This is a genomic window from uncultured Gimesia sp. (assembly GCF_937910335.1).
In the GTDB taxonomy this organism is placed as follows: domain Bacteria; phylum Planctomycetota; class Planctomycetia; order Planctomycetales; family Planctomycetaceae; genus Gimesia.
Map to the genome: position 1 here is coordinate 1 of NZ_CALEMX010000588.1, position 16743 is coordinate 16743.

At 43.6% G+C, this 16743-nt stretch carries 11 protein-coding genes; 8 read left to right on the forward strand and 3 right to left on the reverse strand.

Annotated features, from left to right (window positions below; all coding sequences use genetic code 11):
• The coding region (locus tag Q0668_RS23905; RefSeq protein ID WP_298869064.1) for a PIG-L family deacetylase at positions 1-631 on the forward strand (631 nt) is incomplete at its 5' end.
• A 40-nt stretch (positions 632-671) separates the two neighbouring features.
• On the forward strand, positions 672-2021 hold the full coding sequence (locus Q0668_RS23910; RefSeq protein ID WP_298869065.1) for a cytochrome c: 1350 nt from the start codon (positions 672-674) through the stop codon (positions 2019-2021).
• Between the two features lie 36 nt (positions 2022-2057).
• On the opposite strand, the gene Q0668_RS23915 is transcribed toward Q0668_RS23910, so the two are convergent.
• Complete coding sequence (locus Q0668_RS23915; RefSeq protein WP_298869067.1) at positions 2058-3335, reverse strand: type II CAAX endopeptidase family protein; 1278 nt, start codon at positions 3333-3335, stop codon at positions 2058-2060.
• A 291-nt stretch (positions 3336-3626) separates the two neighbouring features.
• Between Q0668_RS23915 and Q0668_RS23920 the strand changes: the two genes are divergently transcribed.
• The 4 genes from Q0668_RS23920 to rpmA all read left to right on the forward strand — a co-directional run bounded on the left by Q0668_RS23920 (position 3627) and on the right by rpmA (position 6851).
• Positions 3627-5141: a serine/threonine-protein kinase gene (locus Q0668_RS23920; RefSeq protein ID WP_298869068.1), complete on the forward strand. Its 1515-nt coding sequence runs from the start codon at positions 3627-3629 to the stop codon at positions 5139-5141.
• Between the two features lie 475 nt (positions 5142-5616).
• Entirely contained in the window at positions 5617-5970 is a 354-nt protein-coding gene (locus tag Q0668_RS23925; protein ID WP_298869069.1) for a hypothetical protein, read from the forward strand.
• A gap of 6 nt (positions 5971-5976) precedes the next feature.
• Complete coding sequence (locus Q0668_RS23930) at positions 5977-6459, forward strand: hypothetical protein (protein WP_298869070.1); 483 nt, start codon at positions 5977-5979, stop codon at positions 6457-6459.
• A gap of 140 nt (positions 6460-6599) precedes the next feature.
• Entirely contained in the window at positions 6600-6851 is a 252-nt protein-coding gene (rpmA, locus tag Q0668_RS23935; protein ID WP_298869071.1) for a 50S ribosomal protein L27, read from the forward strand.
• A gap of 82 nt (positions 6852-6933) precedes the next feature.
• Here rpmA and Q0668_RS23940 read toward each other — a convergent pair whose 3' ends face one another.
• Entirely contained in the window at positions 6934-8154 is a 1221-nt protein-coding gene (locus tag Q0668_RS23940; RefSeq protein WP_298869072.1) for a trypsin-like peptidase domain-containing protein, read from the reverse strand.
• Positions 8155-8634: 480 nt separating this feature from the next.
• Complete coding sequence (locus Q0668_RS23945; RefSeq protein WP_298869073.1) at positions 8635-10548, reverse strand: hypothetical protein; 1914 nt, start codon at positions 10546-10548, stop codon at positions 8635-8637.
• A gap of 482 nt (positions 10549-11030) precedes the next feature.
• Between Q0668_RS23945 and Q0668_RS23950 the strand changes: the two genes are divergently transcribed.
• Entirely contained in the window at positions 11031-14675 is a 3645-nt protein-coding gene (locus Q0668_RS23950) for a family 10 glycosylhydrolase (protein ID WP_298869074.1), read from the forward strand.
• A 181-nt stretch (positions 14676-14856) separates the two neighbouring features.
• Positions 14857-16587, forward strand: a complete 1731-nt coding sequence (locus Q0668_RS23955) for a thiamine pyrophosphate-binding protein (RefSeq protein ID WP_298869075.1) — start codon at positions 14857-14859, stop codon at positions 16585-16587.
• Positions 16588-16743 lie beyond the last annotated feature (156 nt).

Consider the following 16743-nt stretch of genomic DNA (forward strand, 5'->3'; position numbering starts at 1 on the left):
GGCTGCAGGAAAAACACTAGGAGTGCAGTATGATGTACTCCAATATCGTGACGGATATTTACAACCGACCATCGAAGCACGATTCGAAATCATTCGACTGATTCGCAATTTTAAACCGGATCTCATTTTGACACACCGTCCGAATGACTATCATCCGGACCACCGATATACCTCGCAACTGGTCTGTGATGCTGCCTACATGGTCACTGTGCCTCCCATCGTACCCGATGTGCCGGCATTGCGAGAAAATCCCGTGATTGCTTATTTATCAGACCATTTTACACGTCCTTATCCGTTCTCACCCACCGTCGTGATTGATGTCGAACCAGTCTGGGATCGCATGATCGATGCCCTCGATTGTCATCAATCGCAGTTTTATGACTGGCTGGCCTATAATCATTTTTACGAAGATGAAGTACCCGCAAAAACATCAGAACGAAAAAACTGGTTGAGTGGCAAGATGAAAGAGCGAATTGCTCCTCTCGCAGATCGTTATCGTGATTTAATCATCCTGACCTATGGTGAAAAACGGGGCAGAGAAATTCAGTTGATCGAAGCCTACGAACCCTGTGAATATGGAACACCTTTGACAGACGAAAATACCAGACAGTTGTTTCCCTTTCTTCCCTGATGCTTTTTTCAACGAATCATAAATATAAAGTAAAGAACCAATGCGAACTCTCTGCCGCTTTATTCCTTTTCTGATTTTGACTTGCAGCTGTCTATCACATCTGCACGCTGGAGAAACCGCCGCTGAACGGGGTTATCGGCTGTTGACTTCAAAAGCCTATTTGCCACCAGATTTCGATCAGGAAATAGTGAATGATCTTTGGAAGGTCTGGCCCATAGACTTAAGAGAACAAGCCGAACAGGCATCTTCAGATGAACGGCAAAAAATGATCTATTCCTATTACGGAATCATGCAACGCCCCGATTCTAAATCAGGGCCCTTAGGATATGTGGTCACACCAGAACAGAAATGGGTGATGAATTGTTTCAACTGTCATGGCGGAAAAGTAGCAGGCACCGTGATCCCCGGGGCACCAAACAGTCATGTTGCACTACATTCTCTGACGGAAGATGTGAGTAAGATTAAACTCCAGCAGTTAAAAAAATTGAGTCATATGGATCTAGCGGCATTGGGCATGCCTTTGGGAACCACGCATGGAACCACGAACTCGGTAATCTTTGGTGTCATCCTGGATTCTCTGCGCGACCCTGACATGAATTTTGATAAGACTCGCTCAGTCCCACATTTATTACATCACGACATGGACCCTCCCGCCTGGTGGAACGTCAAACGAAAACAGAGAATTTATACCGATGGATTCGTTACAAAGAATCATCGGATGTTGATGCAGTTTATACTCATCCCCCAGAACAATGCGCAAAAGATTAAGGAATGGGAAGCCGACTTCGCCGACATTCTGGCATATATTGAATCGCTCGAAGCGCCCCATTATCGTTGGAATATAAATGAAGCACTGGCTTCGCGTGGAAAAAGTGTTTTTAATGACCACTGCGCACGCTGCCACGGTACGTATGGTGATAATCCTGCATATCCAGAGAAAACTGTTTCCATTACAGAATTAAAAACAGACTCGGTTCGACTCAAATCGTTACCGCCCGCTTATCGTGACGCGTTAAACAAAAGTTGGCTTTCCCGCTATGGAAAAGATCACGTAGTAGCAGCTCCCAAGGGATATGTGGCGCCCCCCTTGAATGGTATTTGGGCGTCTGCTCCATATTTTCATAACGGATCTGTGCCGACGTTATGGCATGTATTGCATCTGGATGAACGCCCGGTAATCTGGAAGCGAACAGAAAATGGGTACGACGTGAACAAAGTGGGGTTGGAAATAGAATCGTTTTCTGTCATGCCTGCCCCCTTATCAACCATACAAAAAAGAATGTATTTCGATACAAGGAAGTTTGGCAAAAAGGCAACAGGCCATCCTTATCCAAACGATCTGAATCAGTCACAGAAACAAGCGGTTCTCGAATATCTGAAAACGCTTTGACTGTTTTTCCATGACCAGCCAGGGCTCGCATGCAGATTATTCAAAGCCAAAGAAATACATCATCGCAACGAAATTAATAATAAGAAGGAACAATGCAGGATAATACCCAAAGGCAGCCCGCTCTCGCACAAGTGGAATTTCTTTATTGAGCGGCGGGCTTTCATTCGAGATATATCCGGGACTCCATTCGCTTCCATCTGGAGTCACATATTTTGAGCGGGATTTCCACAAATAAACGCAAACAACGGTAACGAACAATGCTGCAGACAAGGTAATCAGGGGATGCGCAACCTGTGTTTCATCGGCTAGTTTCGCTGCTTCTTCTGGGAGACTCGTTTGCTCTTTGGTCACCGTAACGGCAAAAGCATTGTTCATGAAATGCACCAGAACGGGAGCCCAAAAACTGCGGGTCACATAATACACATAGTGCATAAACATGCCCAACGGAATCACAGCCATTACATGAGCGGGATGTGCATGTACCAGGCCAAACATGATCGATGTAATAATCATTCCGGGTACTAATCCCCAGCGAGCAATCAGACCACGCCCGATGACTCCTCGAAAGACCAGTTCTTCACCAATCGCGGGAAAAATGGCAATTACCAGTATCAATGCGCCTAATGAACTGTTTTCCGTCATCTGCTTAACCATTTCCATGGCTTGCATCTCATCAAATGCTTTCAACGCCGGAACCTGCTCGACGAAAGCGCTCCAGGCTTCAAAGGCCAGACGATAGAGTTCTCCTGAAAGTAAGGAAAGCGGGATCACAGATATGAGTAATAGGAATCCGGTGGAAACGGCAAACGGTTGGGTATTCAATTTCCCAAAGACACCTTTTCCTAATCGTAATCCAACTGCCAGCATTACAATCAACACAAAGATACCCTGCTCCACGCCTGCCATCTCTAATAAGTGATCATCAAAAAACTGAGTCAGTTGTTTTTGAATGGCTTTCGCATTCTGTTGAAGATTACTTGTCACTAGCAAATAGACGACTGCACCGACGGTAAAAATCATGATTCCCGCAAAGTGTGCACCGATGACACCAAACATCCAGCAGATCGATTCAAATAATCCTGGTCCCGGAGGCCGCACACTTTTAGCAGATGGCTGGTAATCCTGTTCGGAAATTGGCTGGTGTTCCTGTTCGGCAACCCGAAGCGCTTCGTTCAAAATCGGATCAATATCTGAAGCCTCACTCTCTGTCGGTTGAACGTTATTTGAGTCCGCCGACAGATCGTTCGCAGAGAAATCCGGGTCTGTCGAATCGGACTCTGGTTTTTCAGAAAAAGGATTATCAGAAGCAGGCATAAAGCAATTCGATTTCAGAGTAATTGTGTGATGACAGTTCGAAGGGAACGATAATTGAAAATGTTGGCGTAAGTTAATACTTACTCTTATTTTAGGCGATACTGAAGTCTATGGTTTTATCGTCTCTGTAAAAAAGTGCGAATTCATGTTTTTTTGAGGAATTATCGGATTCCCGCATAATAATCCATGTTCGTGAGCGAATCAGATAGTGCAACAGTTCATTTTGGAAAAACCCATTATCGCTTTTGTATTAAAACCATGTATCATATTACACTTAACAGGGCCAGATTGATGACTGCGCCACTTCCTGTTGATTCCAGTCTTTCCACCGGACAAATTACTGAAATGTTACCAGAACAAGACTCTGATACTGACACAGAGGCAAATCAGTGCCAACTCCAATATTGCGCTAATTGTAATTCCACATTCTTTCTACAGGCAAATGTTGAGAATTGCCCTGATTGTGGAGCGAAGGTTGATAGCGTTTCTGTTTCGGATTTAGAAGAAACAATGGTGCTTGATAATCTCGCCGCACAAATTCCACACACATCAGACATCTCACCCGACACCGACGACCCCATCATTGGTACGGATCTGCACGTGTATCAATGCCAGTCATTGATCGGGCGAGGCGGTATGGGGATGGTTTATCTGGCAACCCACCGAGATCTCGGAAGACAATGTGCCCTGAAAATACTTCTGCCAAGGCTGGCCGAACGTGATCCAGAGTATGTGGATCGGTTTTTACATGAAGGACGGGCAGTTGCGACTTTGAATCACCCCAATATCGTAACGGCACATGCGATTGGAGAAGAACGAGGATATCGTTTTCTAGAGATGGAACTGATTGCAGGGCGAGCGTTAAGCCGTATTGTTCGCGAAGATGGTCCCTTGTCGCCCATGCATGCCACGTCTTTAATTTCACAAGTTGCCTCGGGCCTGGGAACAGCACATGTCAAAGGCATTATTCATCAAGACCTGAAGCTCGAGAATATTCTTTTATCCAGTTCGGGAATTCCCAAAATCGCTGACTTTGGGTTGGCGAAACGGATTAGCGCAGAGGATAGCTTATCGTCCCAACATCAATTGGCCGGAACACCTAACTATATGGCACCAGAATTATTTCAGGGAGCCCTCGCAACCGCGACATCTGATGTCTACTCCCTAGGAGTATGCTTCTTTGTTTTGTTAACAGGACAACTTCCCCATCGAGGGAAAAATTTTAATTCTCTGATTCAGGAAGTGACTGCTAAACCTGCACCAAGTGTGCGAGATTTATGTCCCGATGTTCCATTGGAAATTTCTGAGTGTGTCTCGTTAATGCTGGACAAAAGCCCGGCCAATCGATTTCAGAATGGTTTCATGGCAGCACAATTCCTGACGGCTGTTTTAGGACAGGTCAAGAATATTGAAGCATTGCTCCACGAAGCTTTTGGTAATTCTTCTTGCGTTTCATGGAGACGAAACGGGCAGCAGTATATCTTGGATGTCAAACAGTCTGCAGAACGCAAACAGACCGTTCTGATTGAGCCCAGCGAGCATCAGATGCATGAACGACTCTTATTGATTTATAGTATATGCTGCGATGCACAGCCCGAATATTATGAAGAAGCACTCAGGCTGAATGCAGAAATTTCACACGGTGGGATTTCAATCCGCGAAGTAAATGGCAAGTCTAAGTTTGTAATGGTCGATACATTTCCTCGCTCTACCGTCGATGCGGAAGATATTCACAAAAGTGTAATGGCGGTTGCTCAACACGCAGATGAGATTGAAAAACTACTCACCGGCGATGACTTTCATTAAATCCGAGGCACTTTCGCGGAACACCATCAATCGCTGTAAGTCCGTTTATAGCGATTCTATAGTTTAATCACGCAGTCAAAGCTCTCAAGATTTCAAGGGAAATGTCACCCGATCAATATTATGCGAACTCAGAGTCTCGCGAATTGCATCGAAACGCCTGATTTGCGTATGAAAGCCTGGAAATGGGCTGAAATCATTGAGATATTAAATCAAGAGCTTGACCATCCATTCAAACCACTGATATAGTCAAGGTTTGAGGGGCAAACCGATCTCAATCACGATGAGTCTGTATGTTTGTCCCGTTTTAGCGTGCAGACGCACTTTTCTGTTATTTCCAAAGATATTGTTTTCATCCAAATGAGATTTCTCTGCGGTTCGGTAAACTCTGTAGGGGATTCTCGTTCATTTAGTCGATATACTGTTACTTCGATAAACAGTTTTCAAAATTGTATTGTCAGTAACTCTGAGGTCTTCTATGCAACACTCGCTTAAACAGTCTGCTTTTACAGCCTTCATCTGCAGTTGTTTTCTGTACCTTCCCGGCAATCAGACGATGGCTCAGAATCAAATCCTGAATCGTGGTTTTTCAATCAAAGCAGATATCTCGGCGACGGGCGAAGAACGAGCGGCACAAAAGTCATTATGGGTACTTGATGCCGTATTTAAGCCGATGCGGATGGTTCGTATGGATTTAACGAATCTCAAAACAGGTAAAAAAGAAAAAACTCTGGTTTGGTACATCGTGTATAAATGCATTCTTCGACCCATTGAACGACCCAACGACAAAAATGAATTCACACCGGAAAATGCCAAGGTGCCACCACTGTGACCGCCTTTGTTTGTCCCCGAAATTACACTGATTACAAACGATAATGGACAACAAAAAATTTATCCCAATCAAATACTTCCGGAAGCCGAGGCGATCATAAATAAGAGAGAACGTGCTCAGTTCAAAAATGCGGTAGAGATTATCGGTGAATTACCAGCAGAGACCCCCATGGGTTCTAAAAAAGAAAATGCCATTTATGGTGTTTGTGTCTGGACTGGCGTGGACCCCAATACCGATTATTTTACAATCCTGTTTTCAGGACTCTCGAATGGGTACAAAAACGTCGCAGGTTCTGACGGGAAAACGATTACACTGAGGAAAGTGCTGGTTCAGCAATATTGGCGTCCAGGCGATGAATTTGGTCAGCAGGAACAGGAGTTTCGTCCTAAAGACAATCCTTATTGGGTGTATCTGCCTGATGACCCGCAAATGGCAGCAAAGATGAAAAAAGAGCTGAAAATTGAAGATTCAGCGACCGCTAAACCCTGATTCTTTCAGGAAAATAGTGGGAAATACGATTATCTCTTGCAACTTAAAGCCTGATTCGCCAATATACGACCTCGCGCAACAAGTTTTTTTATGATACGCCCTCTTTACGGGCACTTTTTAGCTACCTGAGGATAAATACAATGGCACATAAGAAGGGGCAAGGGTCCAGCCGTAACGGACGTGACTCAAACGCACAACGTCGCGGAATCAAAAAATTTGGTGGTGAAAGTGTTCTGGCTGGAAATATTATTGCCCGCCAGTGTGGTACCAAATGGCATCCCGGTAAAAATGTTGGTATGGGAAAAGACTATACCATTTTTTCACTGGTTGAAGGAAAAGTCTACTTCGATAAAGAAGGCCGACGTGTTAACGTAGAACCAGCATTGAACTAGAATTCATAACGGTTTACCATAACGTCTTTGCCACTTGATAAATCATAAAGGTTCCCTGAATTATTATTCAGGGAACCTTTTTTTATTGACGAGCTGGATGGCTGCCTGTGAGTGCGACGGAAATTTTTATAGGTGTCTGTTCTTTTCCTCTTAAGACAGTCACAACAACAGTGTCACCTGGCTTTTTACTTTCAATGTAGTCCAAAAAGTCAGAGGCTGACTTAATCTTTTTCTGATCGACGGCAACTATCAGGTCAGCAGCCCCACGATCGATTCGTTCGATCACGATCAGCCCCCTTCTCTGACGAACAATTTCTGGCCCGCGAATACCAGCTTTTTTCGCCGGGCCGCCAGGTGTCAGTTTGGCGACGAGTAATCCCTGTTCGGTTTCATAAACGCGTTGAATTCCTATTTCCGGGTGAATCATATGGCCATGTGCCACAAGTTGTGGAACAACTCGGGCGACCAGATTTGAGGGAATGGCAAAACCCACACCAGAGCTCTGACCAGTGCTACTGGCGATCGCAGTATTAATCCCGATCAATTGACCTCGCGAATTAAGTAAAGGCCCACCCGAGTTACCCGGGTTGACTGCTGCATCAATCTGAATGATTGACTTGATTGTTCGGTTGCCACGGAGCTTCAATGATCGATTGAGGCTGGAAATAATACCGCAAGTCATTGTGCGCTCCAGCCCAAATGGATTTCCAATCGCAAATACTTTCTGCCCCACTTTTAACCGACTGGAATCTCCCATCACGACGGGATTCAGGATTTCAGGATCTTCTTCAATTTTGATAATGGCGATATCGTTGATCAAATCAGCCCCGACAAAGGTTGCCGGATAAGACTTGCCATTAAATAAAGTTACATTGACTTGCTGGGCGTTTTCTACCACATGATAGTTCGTCAGAATGTGCCCTGTTTTATCGATGATAGCGCCAGAGCCAGCGCCTTCAGTGTCATGTTCGAGTAAGAAAAAACCTTCTGTTCTTGTGCTTTTGGTTGTGATATGAGCAACGCTTTTGTTTAAATTCTCATAGACACTCACATTAATTTGCTCTTCAGCCGTCAATCCATGCTCATTGAATATATTATTTGGCTGTGCAATAACAGATTTTTTTGGTGCCGTTTTTGAGGATGAGGGATCAAGAGCAATGGGGGGTAGAATCCGCGGCCCTTTTAATTTCGGTTGCAGCTGTGCCTCTGACAAATGAAGCCAGCCTGAAGAAGGAGAGTCAACCGATGCTACGATCAGACCACCAATAACTGCGGAGAACAAACAACTAAATACATATTTCATGTTAAACCTCACATGAAACGAAACTCAAGAAATTTGGATAAAACAGAACGTTCAGGTGCTTGTACTCTGAATTAATTGAAAATAAATGTAAGAGTATTTGCAAAGGATTCCTGTATCATCTGGAATGAACAACACCTGAAAACAATACCAGATTACCAGGCATCTTCCTGGCGATGATATAGTAATTCAGCTGGCAGAAATCCACTGACCTATTATCACATATCTTTCGAATTGGTAAATAGGAATTCCCCTCGACCGCTACATGCCTGTTTTATGACGTGCATTGATACCAGTCATCCAAACGGGGTAGTAAATCGCTTTCACAATGCAATTGGTTCGGACGACCTCGAGATTTTACGTAATGATCTTTTTGATTCTGTTCATTTAAAAAGCAGAATCAAAGTGTGAATATGCGCATTCACAAACACATTCGTTACTTGATGTTCAATAACGAGCAAGATGATGTTTTATGAGCCAGGTTTAAGGCTCTTGTTGAGGCTCCTCAAAAGCAGCGGGCTCGATAACCGGTACCGCGGGTTGAGCGGTCGCATCACCAGAGATTGTGTATACTGCCTGATCGGCTTCTGATCTGAGTGTCCCCGTCGTTACAGCCATCGCGAGTCGAAGCTCTTTTTTCATCGATACGTATCGAGAAGCAACGTTGCCGCTATTCACCATGATGTCATCAATCACATAATGGTCGTGCTGTTTCTCGAGAAGCACGGTTGCTCCCCGGTGTTTGTCGCCTAATTGAATACGTGCGTAACCTTCGTTTTCATTCAGTTCCAGACTTTCCAGTTTGGTCATTAATAATTCAGTGATTGAGTATGATGTTTTGGGAATCTGATCAACCTGCCGCCAAACCAGTTCGTTAAAATCACGTGTGGAATGTCGTTGCAGGTTTCGAATGTTTTGTTTGTGCATATGGTAAGCATAGTTTTGGACTTGAACCATGAGTGCCAGCGTCTCTTTTATTGAAGCTGGTCTGTTTTTAAGGTTCAACTGAATGTCATCAACCAGTAGTTGCCCCAAATGCTCGCGTAGAATATAGGTTAAAGATAAATTCCCCTGTCTTGCGAGTACCTTGGTGACTGCACCGTTAAATTTGATATCTAGAATTTTAAAGTCAGGTCCAGATATTTCACCAATCGGCAGATGTGAAACTAAGTCAGGTTCTACTTGTTTCCAGACTCGCGTTGAAAAATCGGGTGTAGAACTGTAATCGAGAATCTTCATGTTACGTTCAGCCAATGCGCCACTGAATAACATCGTAATCGCACGTGAGGAAAATAATGCCGTCAATGTAATTTGCTCTTTACCATGATCTTGAAAAAGAGTGACTTCTTCGATCAGATATTTTTCGGGTATATCAATTTCATCTGATTCAATTTTTACAATGGATAAATTAACCATCTGCCCTTCGACATGTGTGATAAAATTGGCAAGATTTCCTTCAATCTTGAGATCATAATCCGTGGCAGCAGAATGGGTTTGGGGTAAAGCAGCTAAGGTGAGATCCCCAAAATCCAGGCTTCCTCGATAAAATTGATCGGTTGTGTAGTTTTTAATTTGTTCTTTGTTGTTTTCATTGTAAGTATTCAGGAAGTTGCTGACTGCCAATAACATCTTTGCTTGTTTTTTGGCAGATTTAATATGATCACCATCCTGCTTTGATTCGACGGCAACATCGGTCGCTTTCCATTTTCCTGATTTCAGTTTCATCGAAATGATCATCTCACCCGAACGACGGGGAATTCTGATGATGGCAATATCTTTATCTAACTGAGCATCAGGTTTCTTCTTTTTGGTGCTCCTTGCCTTGCCGGCAATTTTTCGGGAAAGTTTAGCCAGAAATGCCGGATGCAACTCTTCGAGCGTTTCTTTGAATTCACCATCCGTGGAAGAGAGAATGTCTTCACGATTACCCGTTTCCCAGGCTGCAAGAAACTCGCGAACAGTCAGCAACAAATCCATCTGTTCCGTCACAGATTTCATAACGGTCAGGTTTTTTTGTTTTTGTTTGACATACAGGTCATCTACAACCCACTCACCGGATTTGCTGACTTTTTTGAGTTCATAAAGAATTTTCTTTTTGTTTTTCCCTACTTCTGCAACCACTTTTTTATGATTGTCAGAGATGTCTTCTATTTTGATAATCGTAGTTTCACCAGTGGGAATCTTGAGGATTTTCAGGTCATCCATCGAAGACTTGTCTCTTAGGACCACTTTCGAAAAACTCATCGTTGTGTGGTGCTTCAACTGTTTCAGATCATCATTTTCAATCGCTTTTGAAAACTGTTCGATGGCTTTTGTTTCAACCAAAGAGGCACAGCCGGTTGCCATTACAAGAATGAATGCACCGCTTACCAGAGAAAAACCGTTTTTTAGCATCATGATTAGCCCAGGTAGGTATAAAGTTTGAGAGACGAGAGGAGTTTTCGTTTCACTGTTAATAGTTTACGATTCGCCTTGAGTGGTTAACCCGCACTTATTAACACTAAAACATTTGCAGTCATTTCATTTGAGAAAAATAAAGTGATCTGCCAGAGAGAGAGAGAGGATGTGCTTTTTTGCATTTTTTCGCAATCAGGTCAAGAGGGTTCTGGGGAAAATTTACCCGTTTTTGACTTCAAGCATGAAAAATATTTGCTCTTGGCTCATTTTCTGAAATAACTATAATCTCAAAACACTTCAAAAGTTCCATTTCTTCTCTGCCTGTTTTGGCAATCTTACTGTCTCAAATTAGATTTCCCTAGATCTTTAAGTACCTGATTCCTCAGGTATGGAATTGTGGACATTCTGTGAAACGTTTGTGGTTACTGACCTTACTAATTGTTTTGAGCGTTTTTCAATCACATCATTCTGTCCAGGCAGAGATGAAAGGCCCTCTAACACTCAAGTTACGGGTTGAATGGGGGGAACAAACCCCTCGTCTCTGGAATGCTCGTTTTAATTTAACCAACGGCAAGATCAAGGCTGTCCGGTCTCTCGGCGTAGATGCCGATGAAGCGGCTGTCATCTCTCAGGCAGGGCAAAATGTCCTCTACCAGCCACGCACCAACCGGGTTTTTAACAGTATCGAATTTCAGATTGAAGGGGACTCCACTGCGAAACTAAACGTTTTCATTCAGGACCAGAATGACTCGCACATTTCAATGAAACATCAATATGCGCTAACTGACATTCTGAAACAAAAAATAATTCTGCCCATTCACCAGACAAATTCTCAGTTAATGGTCCAGCAGGCTCCCGGCGATTCCTTCGTATTGAAAATGGAGCATCCACATTTGGTGTTTACACCGAATGAAATGATACATATCCGGGCATTTCCCAAGTATCTCCTTGTCACTGGTTCCTCTGCGGGAACCGAGATTTCCTGGACCCTTTATCGTTCTCGCAGCAGGGATATGATATCTTCGGGGGCCAACAAAATTCCACAACTCAATCAGAATGATCTGCTAAAACAGGGAATCCCTTTTTCAATTAATGCGCCTGCAGAAGGAGTGTATGACCTGGAAGTAAATATGCAAACCGGCCAACAGGCGGTAGTCCAGTTTGTTGTAGTCTCTCCACAAGCAAATCACTCATTCCACATAATTCAAAAGGAAAACACCTTACAGATGGTGGATGCGATTGAACTCAATGGATTTCAATCGCACCATGCGCTGGTCGCACGGCGACCACGTACTAGAATACGAAATTCATTCAAGACACTCTTTAAGACTGTACCACAAGCAGAAGAAGCGAACAGTCAATTTCCACCATGGTCAGCTTATCATCTAAAAATCAGAAACCGTAATCAACCTCATAAACTCGTTGTCACCTATCCACAGCGTTCTCAGACTCAATTGGGTTTCAGTATTCTTGAGCCTGATGCAGCCGGACAGTTAGTACCCGTTGGTGTCGATTCAGGTGTTTATCAAACAAACTCTGGTCTAACTGATGCTTTACAAACTGACTCGCAGGAATTGTCGGCAGAAATACTTTTCTGGCCCCGAGTCACTAATCCCATCCTGTTATTTCATGGCCTTGGAACATCATCACCGGCTGAGATTACACGCGTTCAAGTTTTTGAACTTCCCGTTTCTGATAAACAACCTTCCATTGAGAAAAAACCTGACTCTGAAAAGAAAAGGATGGTCGGCCCTTATATGCAAAAGCCGCTCTTGCCCGAAATATTCGGTGCGACTCAAGTACTGGATTCGATTAGTAATCGCAGTCTTGATGATTGGCAAACATTTTATGAAGCCGGTACTCGGCTGGCTTATTATCTCAATTATCACCATTTCAACAGTGTTCTGCTTGCTGTTTCAGCTGACGGAAGCTCAATTTACCCATCGCATTTCCTGTCTCCCACTCCACGTTATGATTCCGGTATCTACCATTCTTCCGGCCAGGACACTGATCGAAAAGATATCCTGGAAATGCTCTTTCGGATTTTTGACCGGGAACAGCTGGCCCTGATTCCCGAATTGCAATTTTCTTCGATTCTCACAAATCTGGAACAAGAAATTCGAGGGCAGCCCGAAAAAACCGTCGGAATCGAACTGGTAAACCATCATGGTCAATCCTGGCGCGATACTAAAGGCGCTTCCAGAGGACAGGCTCCTTTTTATAATCCTCTGAATCCCACAGTACAGCTTGAAATTGCCAATATATTCCAGGAATTAGTCAACCGCTATAAATCGCATTCATCGTTTCAGGGTGTAGCGGTCCAGTTAACCTTAAATGGTTACTTGCAGTTACCCGGATTGAAATGGGGATATGATGACTTCACAGTTTCACAATTTGAAAAAGAGACAGGAGTCAGGATTCCTGTCGCACCTGAATCGTTGAAATATGAAGCACGATATCAGTTTCTCACAACAGCAGGTCTTCCCCAATGGACTCAGTGGCGATGCAGGAAAATCAGAGAACTGCACCAGAGGCTTGCGGAAATATTGTCAAAAGAACGGCCTGATACACAACTCATCTTTTCAGCCAGTGAACTATTACCAGCTCAAAGCAAAGCAGGCGATGTCGTTTCTTCATTGAACTCAGGTGCTCAGTTTCGACCAGTCCTGAAAGAAATGGGGCTTGATTTTTCAGATTATGATCAGCTCGGCAATACTATCATCTTAAGGCCGGGGCAATTTTATTCTCAACAGCATAAGTCATCGGTTGCAAATATAAAAAACAATCATCCTACAATTGATGATGCCTTTAAGACCAGAGAGAACGGCGCTTTGTATTATCATCATCCTGTTGAACTTCGTATTTCAGAGTTTGATGATATTTCCCCATGGCAGCCTGCCTTTACCTGGCTTGTATCACAAGCTTCTCCAACAGAACTCGCTAACCGTCGACGGTATATTCACACCATTGCCACCATGGACCCCTATCTTATTTTTGACGGAGGCTGGACGATTCCATTTGGCCAGGAACAGGCAACAAAATCGATACGCACGCAACTTCAAAAGTTACCCGCGCGACCATTTCAAACGATCAAAACAGCAGAACAACCAGTCATTGCACGCTTGTCTCGCGGAAAGGATAAAACATATTTCTATTTGGTCAATGACTTTCCATATCCCTGCCAGATTGCCGTCGAGATCGCCATCACAAATACTGCGGATATCATTGATCTGGAAACGAATGATAGTTTGAAGACAGAAGTTTCTTCAAACGGCACAAAATCCTACCTGGTTTTGTTGGACGCTTTTGATTTTCAGGCATTCGAAGTTCAAGATTCACAGGCACAAATAAAGTCTGTGAAGTGTAGAGTCAATAAAAGTGATTTGGCGCATCTACAGGAAAAAATTGACCAGAAGAGACATCGATTACTTGAAATTCATCGTTCGAAAGATGATGACAGTACCATCGTATTTCACACAGACTTTGAAAGTCAAAACTCCCGCGACTATATTCTGGCAGGTTGGGAATCGAATGATCAAAATCAGACAGCATGGAACCTGGATACCACGGAGTCACATTCCGGCAAGTCCTCTTTGCTCCTGGGACTCAAGCAGGGAAATAGTTCGTTAAAAACGAATGAAATTCCCTTACATCAGTCTCGATATTTAAATATGAGTGTCTGGTTAAAAACAAACACCAAAGAGATGCAGGTCAGGATTGCTTTAGAAGCAGAGCAGAATGGAAAATTAAAAACACAATCAGCTATGATTTCAGTTGATCGCCAATGGCGAAAATATTTGTTTCGTGTGAAAGATATCCCCTCAGATCAAATTGAAAATGCACGTATCATGATAGAAAAACTGGGCTCCGGTAAACTCTGGATTGATGATGTCGATTTGCAGATTCATCAAATTTCGCCAGAAGATGATCGTCAATTGACCAAACTGGTCTCGACGCTCTCATTCGCCTGGGGGGCTCAACGTTATCTGGATTGCTATCGATTGCTCGACAGTTACTGGGGGCAATTTGGAAATGAATCTGATACACCACAGTCTCTGCCCACTCAGAATACCACCCCAGTCAAACAGGCCGAACGTCGCGGGATTCGCAAACTGATTCGCCGCTAATTCTCTTTAGACAACTCGTTTTTCAAAACGAAGTTGTCGCCCATGGCATAAACTCTGTTGGTTCAGTGGTTTAAGAGAATTCTCAAGTTGAGAACGTTTCAGATGATATAATGCTTATGGAAGCTTATTCGAATCTTTTACGCTGATTTTATTTACTTTCTTTAGGGAAGGATCTGAGATAATGGCGCGAAAATCAATTTCCAAATCAAAACCAGAAGGTGTTAAAAAACGTTCTGCCACAAAGCAAACACCCAAGCATGTTTCCGGCAAGAATAACGGCAATGTACACACCATCGGAAGTTATTTGATTCAGCGATTGCAGGATTATGGCATCAGTGATATGTTCGGAATTCCTGGCGATTTCGTATTGCAATTTTATGGCATGCTCGAAGATAGTCCTATTCGAATCATAGGGACAACACGTGAGGATAATGCCGGCTACGCAGCAGATGGCTATGCACGCGTCAATGGAATAGGTGCTGTCTGTGTAACATATTGTGTTGGTGGACTCAGTTTGTGCAACTCCATCGCAGGAGCCTATGCAGAAAAATCACCCGTCGTCGTAATCAGTGGTGCCCCCGGAATGACCGAGAGGGAAACGGACCCCCTGCTCCACCATCGAGTGAAAGACTTTCAAACGCAACGTGATGTCTTTGAGAAAATCACAGTAGCGACCGCATTACTGGATGATCCTATGACAGCCTTTCAGGAAATTGATCGGTGCCTGGAAGCCTGCGTACAATACAAGCGTCCGGTTTATCTGGAACTGCCACGCGATTGTGTTCACACAAAAGCGATCATTCCACATATTCCCGATGATAGTCAGCCAGCAAGCGATAAAAATGCCTTACGGGAATCGCTTGATGAAGCTGCGGAATTGATTCAAGCAAGTAAAAAACCTGTGATTATCGCTGGTGTAGAAATCCATCGGTTTGGATTAAGAGAAGAAGTTCTGAAGTTTGCAGAAAAGCACAAGATTCCCATGTGTGCGACGATTTTAGGCAAGTCAGTCGTGAGTGAATCTCATCCACTTTATCTGGGAGTGTATGAAGGAGCAATGGGTCGAAACGAAGTCCAGCGTTATGTAGAAGAAAGTGACTGTGTCATTCTTCTAGGTACATTCATGACGGATATTAATTTGGGGATATATACAGCCCATCTCGATCCCGGGAAATGCATTTATGCAACCAGTGAAAAACTGCGGATCAGCTATCATCATTTTCATGATGTCGTATTTTCTGATTTTGTCACATCGCTGGGAAAACAAAAAATGAAGGTAACCGTTCGTAAAATACCGAATGGTGTTCGTCCACAGCCTGTCAACTATGAAGTGAATCCAGCAGAACCTGTGACAACAAAGCACTTATTTGAAAGCATCAACCAGATTCTAACTGATCAGACCGTTGTAGTAACCGATGTAGGAGACTGCCTGTTTGGTGCCGTCGATTTGATGATCAGTACACATACCAAATTCCTCAGCCCGGCTTATTACACGTCAATGGGCTTTGCAATACCGGCTTCCATCGGGGCCCAGGTCGCAAATCAAAGTTTAAGACCGATTGTTCTAGTAGGTGATGGTGCCTTTCAAATGACATGCCTGGAGCTTTCGACCGCCCTTAAGCTGGGATATAACCCAATTGTAATTGTCTTGAATAACAAAGGCTACACAACGGAACGTTTCCTGCAGGAAGGACCGTTTAATGATATTCCGAATTGGAAATATCATAATATCACCGATCTCATTGGCGGTGGATGGGGCTTTGAAGTAAGCACTGAAGGTGACCTCGAAAAAGCCATTAAAGCAGCATTGGCAAATAAAGACAGCTTGAGTGTGATCAACGTGCATCTTGAACCAACAGATGTAAGTCCTGCATTGACTCGTCTGGCTGAGAAGATGTCGAAATCGCTTTAGCCAACTTTCTTACAACCGAGCTATAAAAAAAACCGGATGAGAGTCCCGTTCTCTACATCCGGAATTTTTTCCTTTCGCTTGCAGTTTTTATTGTCCAGCAAATAAAACTGCAATTTTGAATGCGAAAGGGTCCCCCCTGTTTTGTTGGAAATTAAT

Coding starts and splice junctions, on each gene's coding strand:
- Q0668_RS23925 (WP_298869069.1), top strand. CDS start 5,617: ATGCAACACTCGCTTAAACAGTCTGCTTTTACAGCCTTCATCTGCAGT.
- Q0668_RS23940 (WP_298869072.1), bottom strand. CDS start 8,154: ATGAAATATGTATTTAGTTGTTTGTTCTCCGCAGTTATTGGTGGTCTG.
- rpmA (WP_298869071.1), top strand. CDS start 6,600: ATGGCACATAAGAAGGGGCAAGGGTCCAGCCGTAACGGACGTGACTCA.
- Q0668_RS23945 (WP_298869073.1), bottom strand. CDS start 10,548: ATGATGCTAAAAAACGGTTTTTCTCTGGTAAGCGGTGCATTCATTCTT.
- Q0668_RS23910 (WP_298869065.1), top strand. CDS start 672: ATGCGAACTCTCTGCCGCTTTATTCCTTTTCTGATTTTGACTTGCAGC.
- Q0668_RS23915 (WP_298869067.1), bottom strand. CDS start 3,335: ATGCCTGCTTCTGATAATCCTTTTTCTGAAAAACCAGAGTCCGATTCG.
- Q0668_RS23955 (WP_298869075.1), top strand. CDS start 14,857: ATGGCGCGAAAATCAATTTCCAAATCAAAACCAGAAGGTGTTAAAAAA.
- Q0668_RS23920 (WP_298869068.1), top strand. CDS start 3,627: ATGACTGCGCCACTTCCTGTTGATTCCAGTCTTTCCACCGGACAAATT.
- Q0668_RS23950 (WP_298869074.1), top strand. CDS start 11,031: ATGAAAGGCCCTCTAACACTCAAGTTACGGGTTGAATGGGGGGAACAA.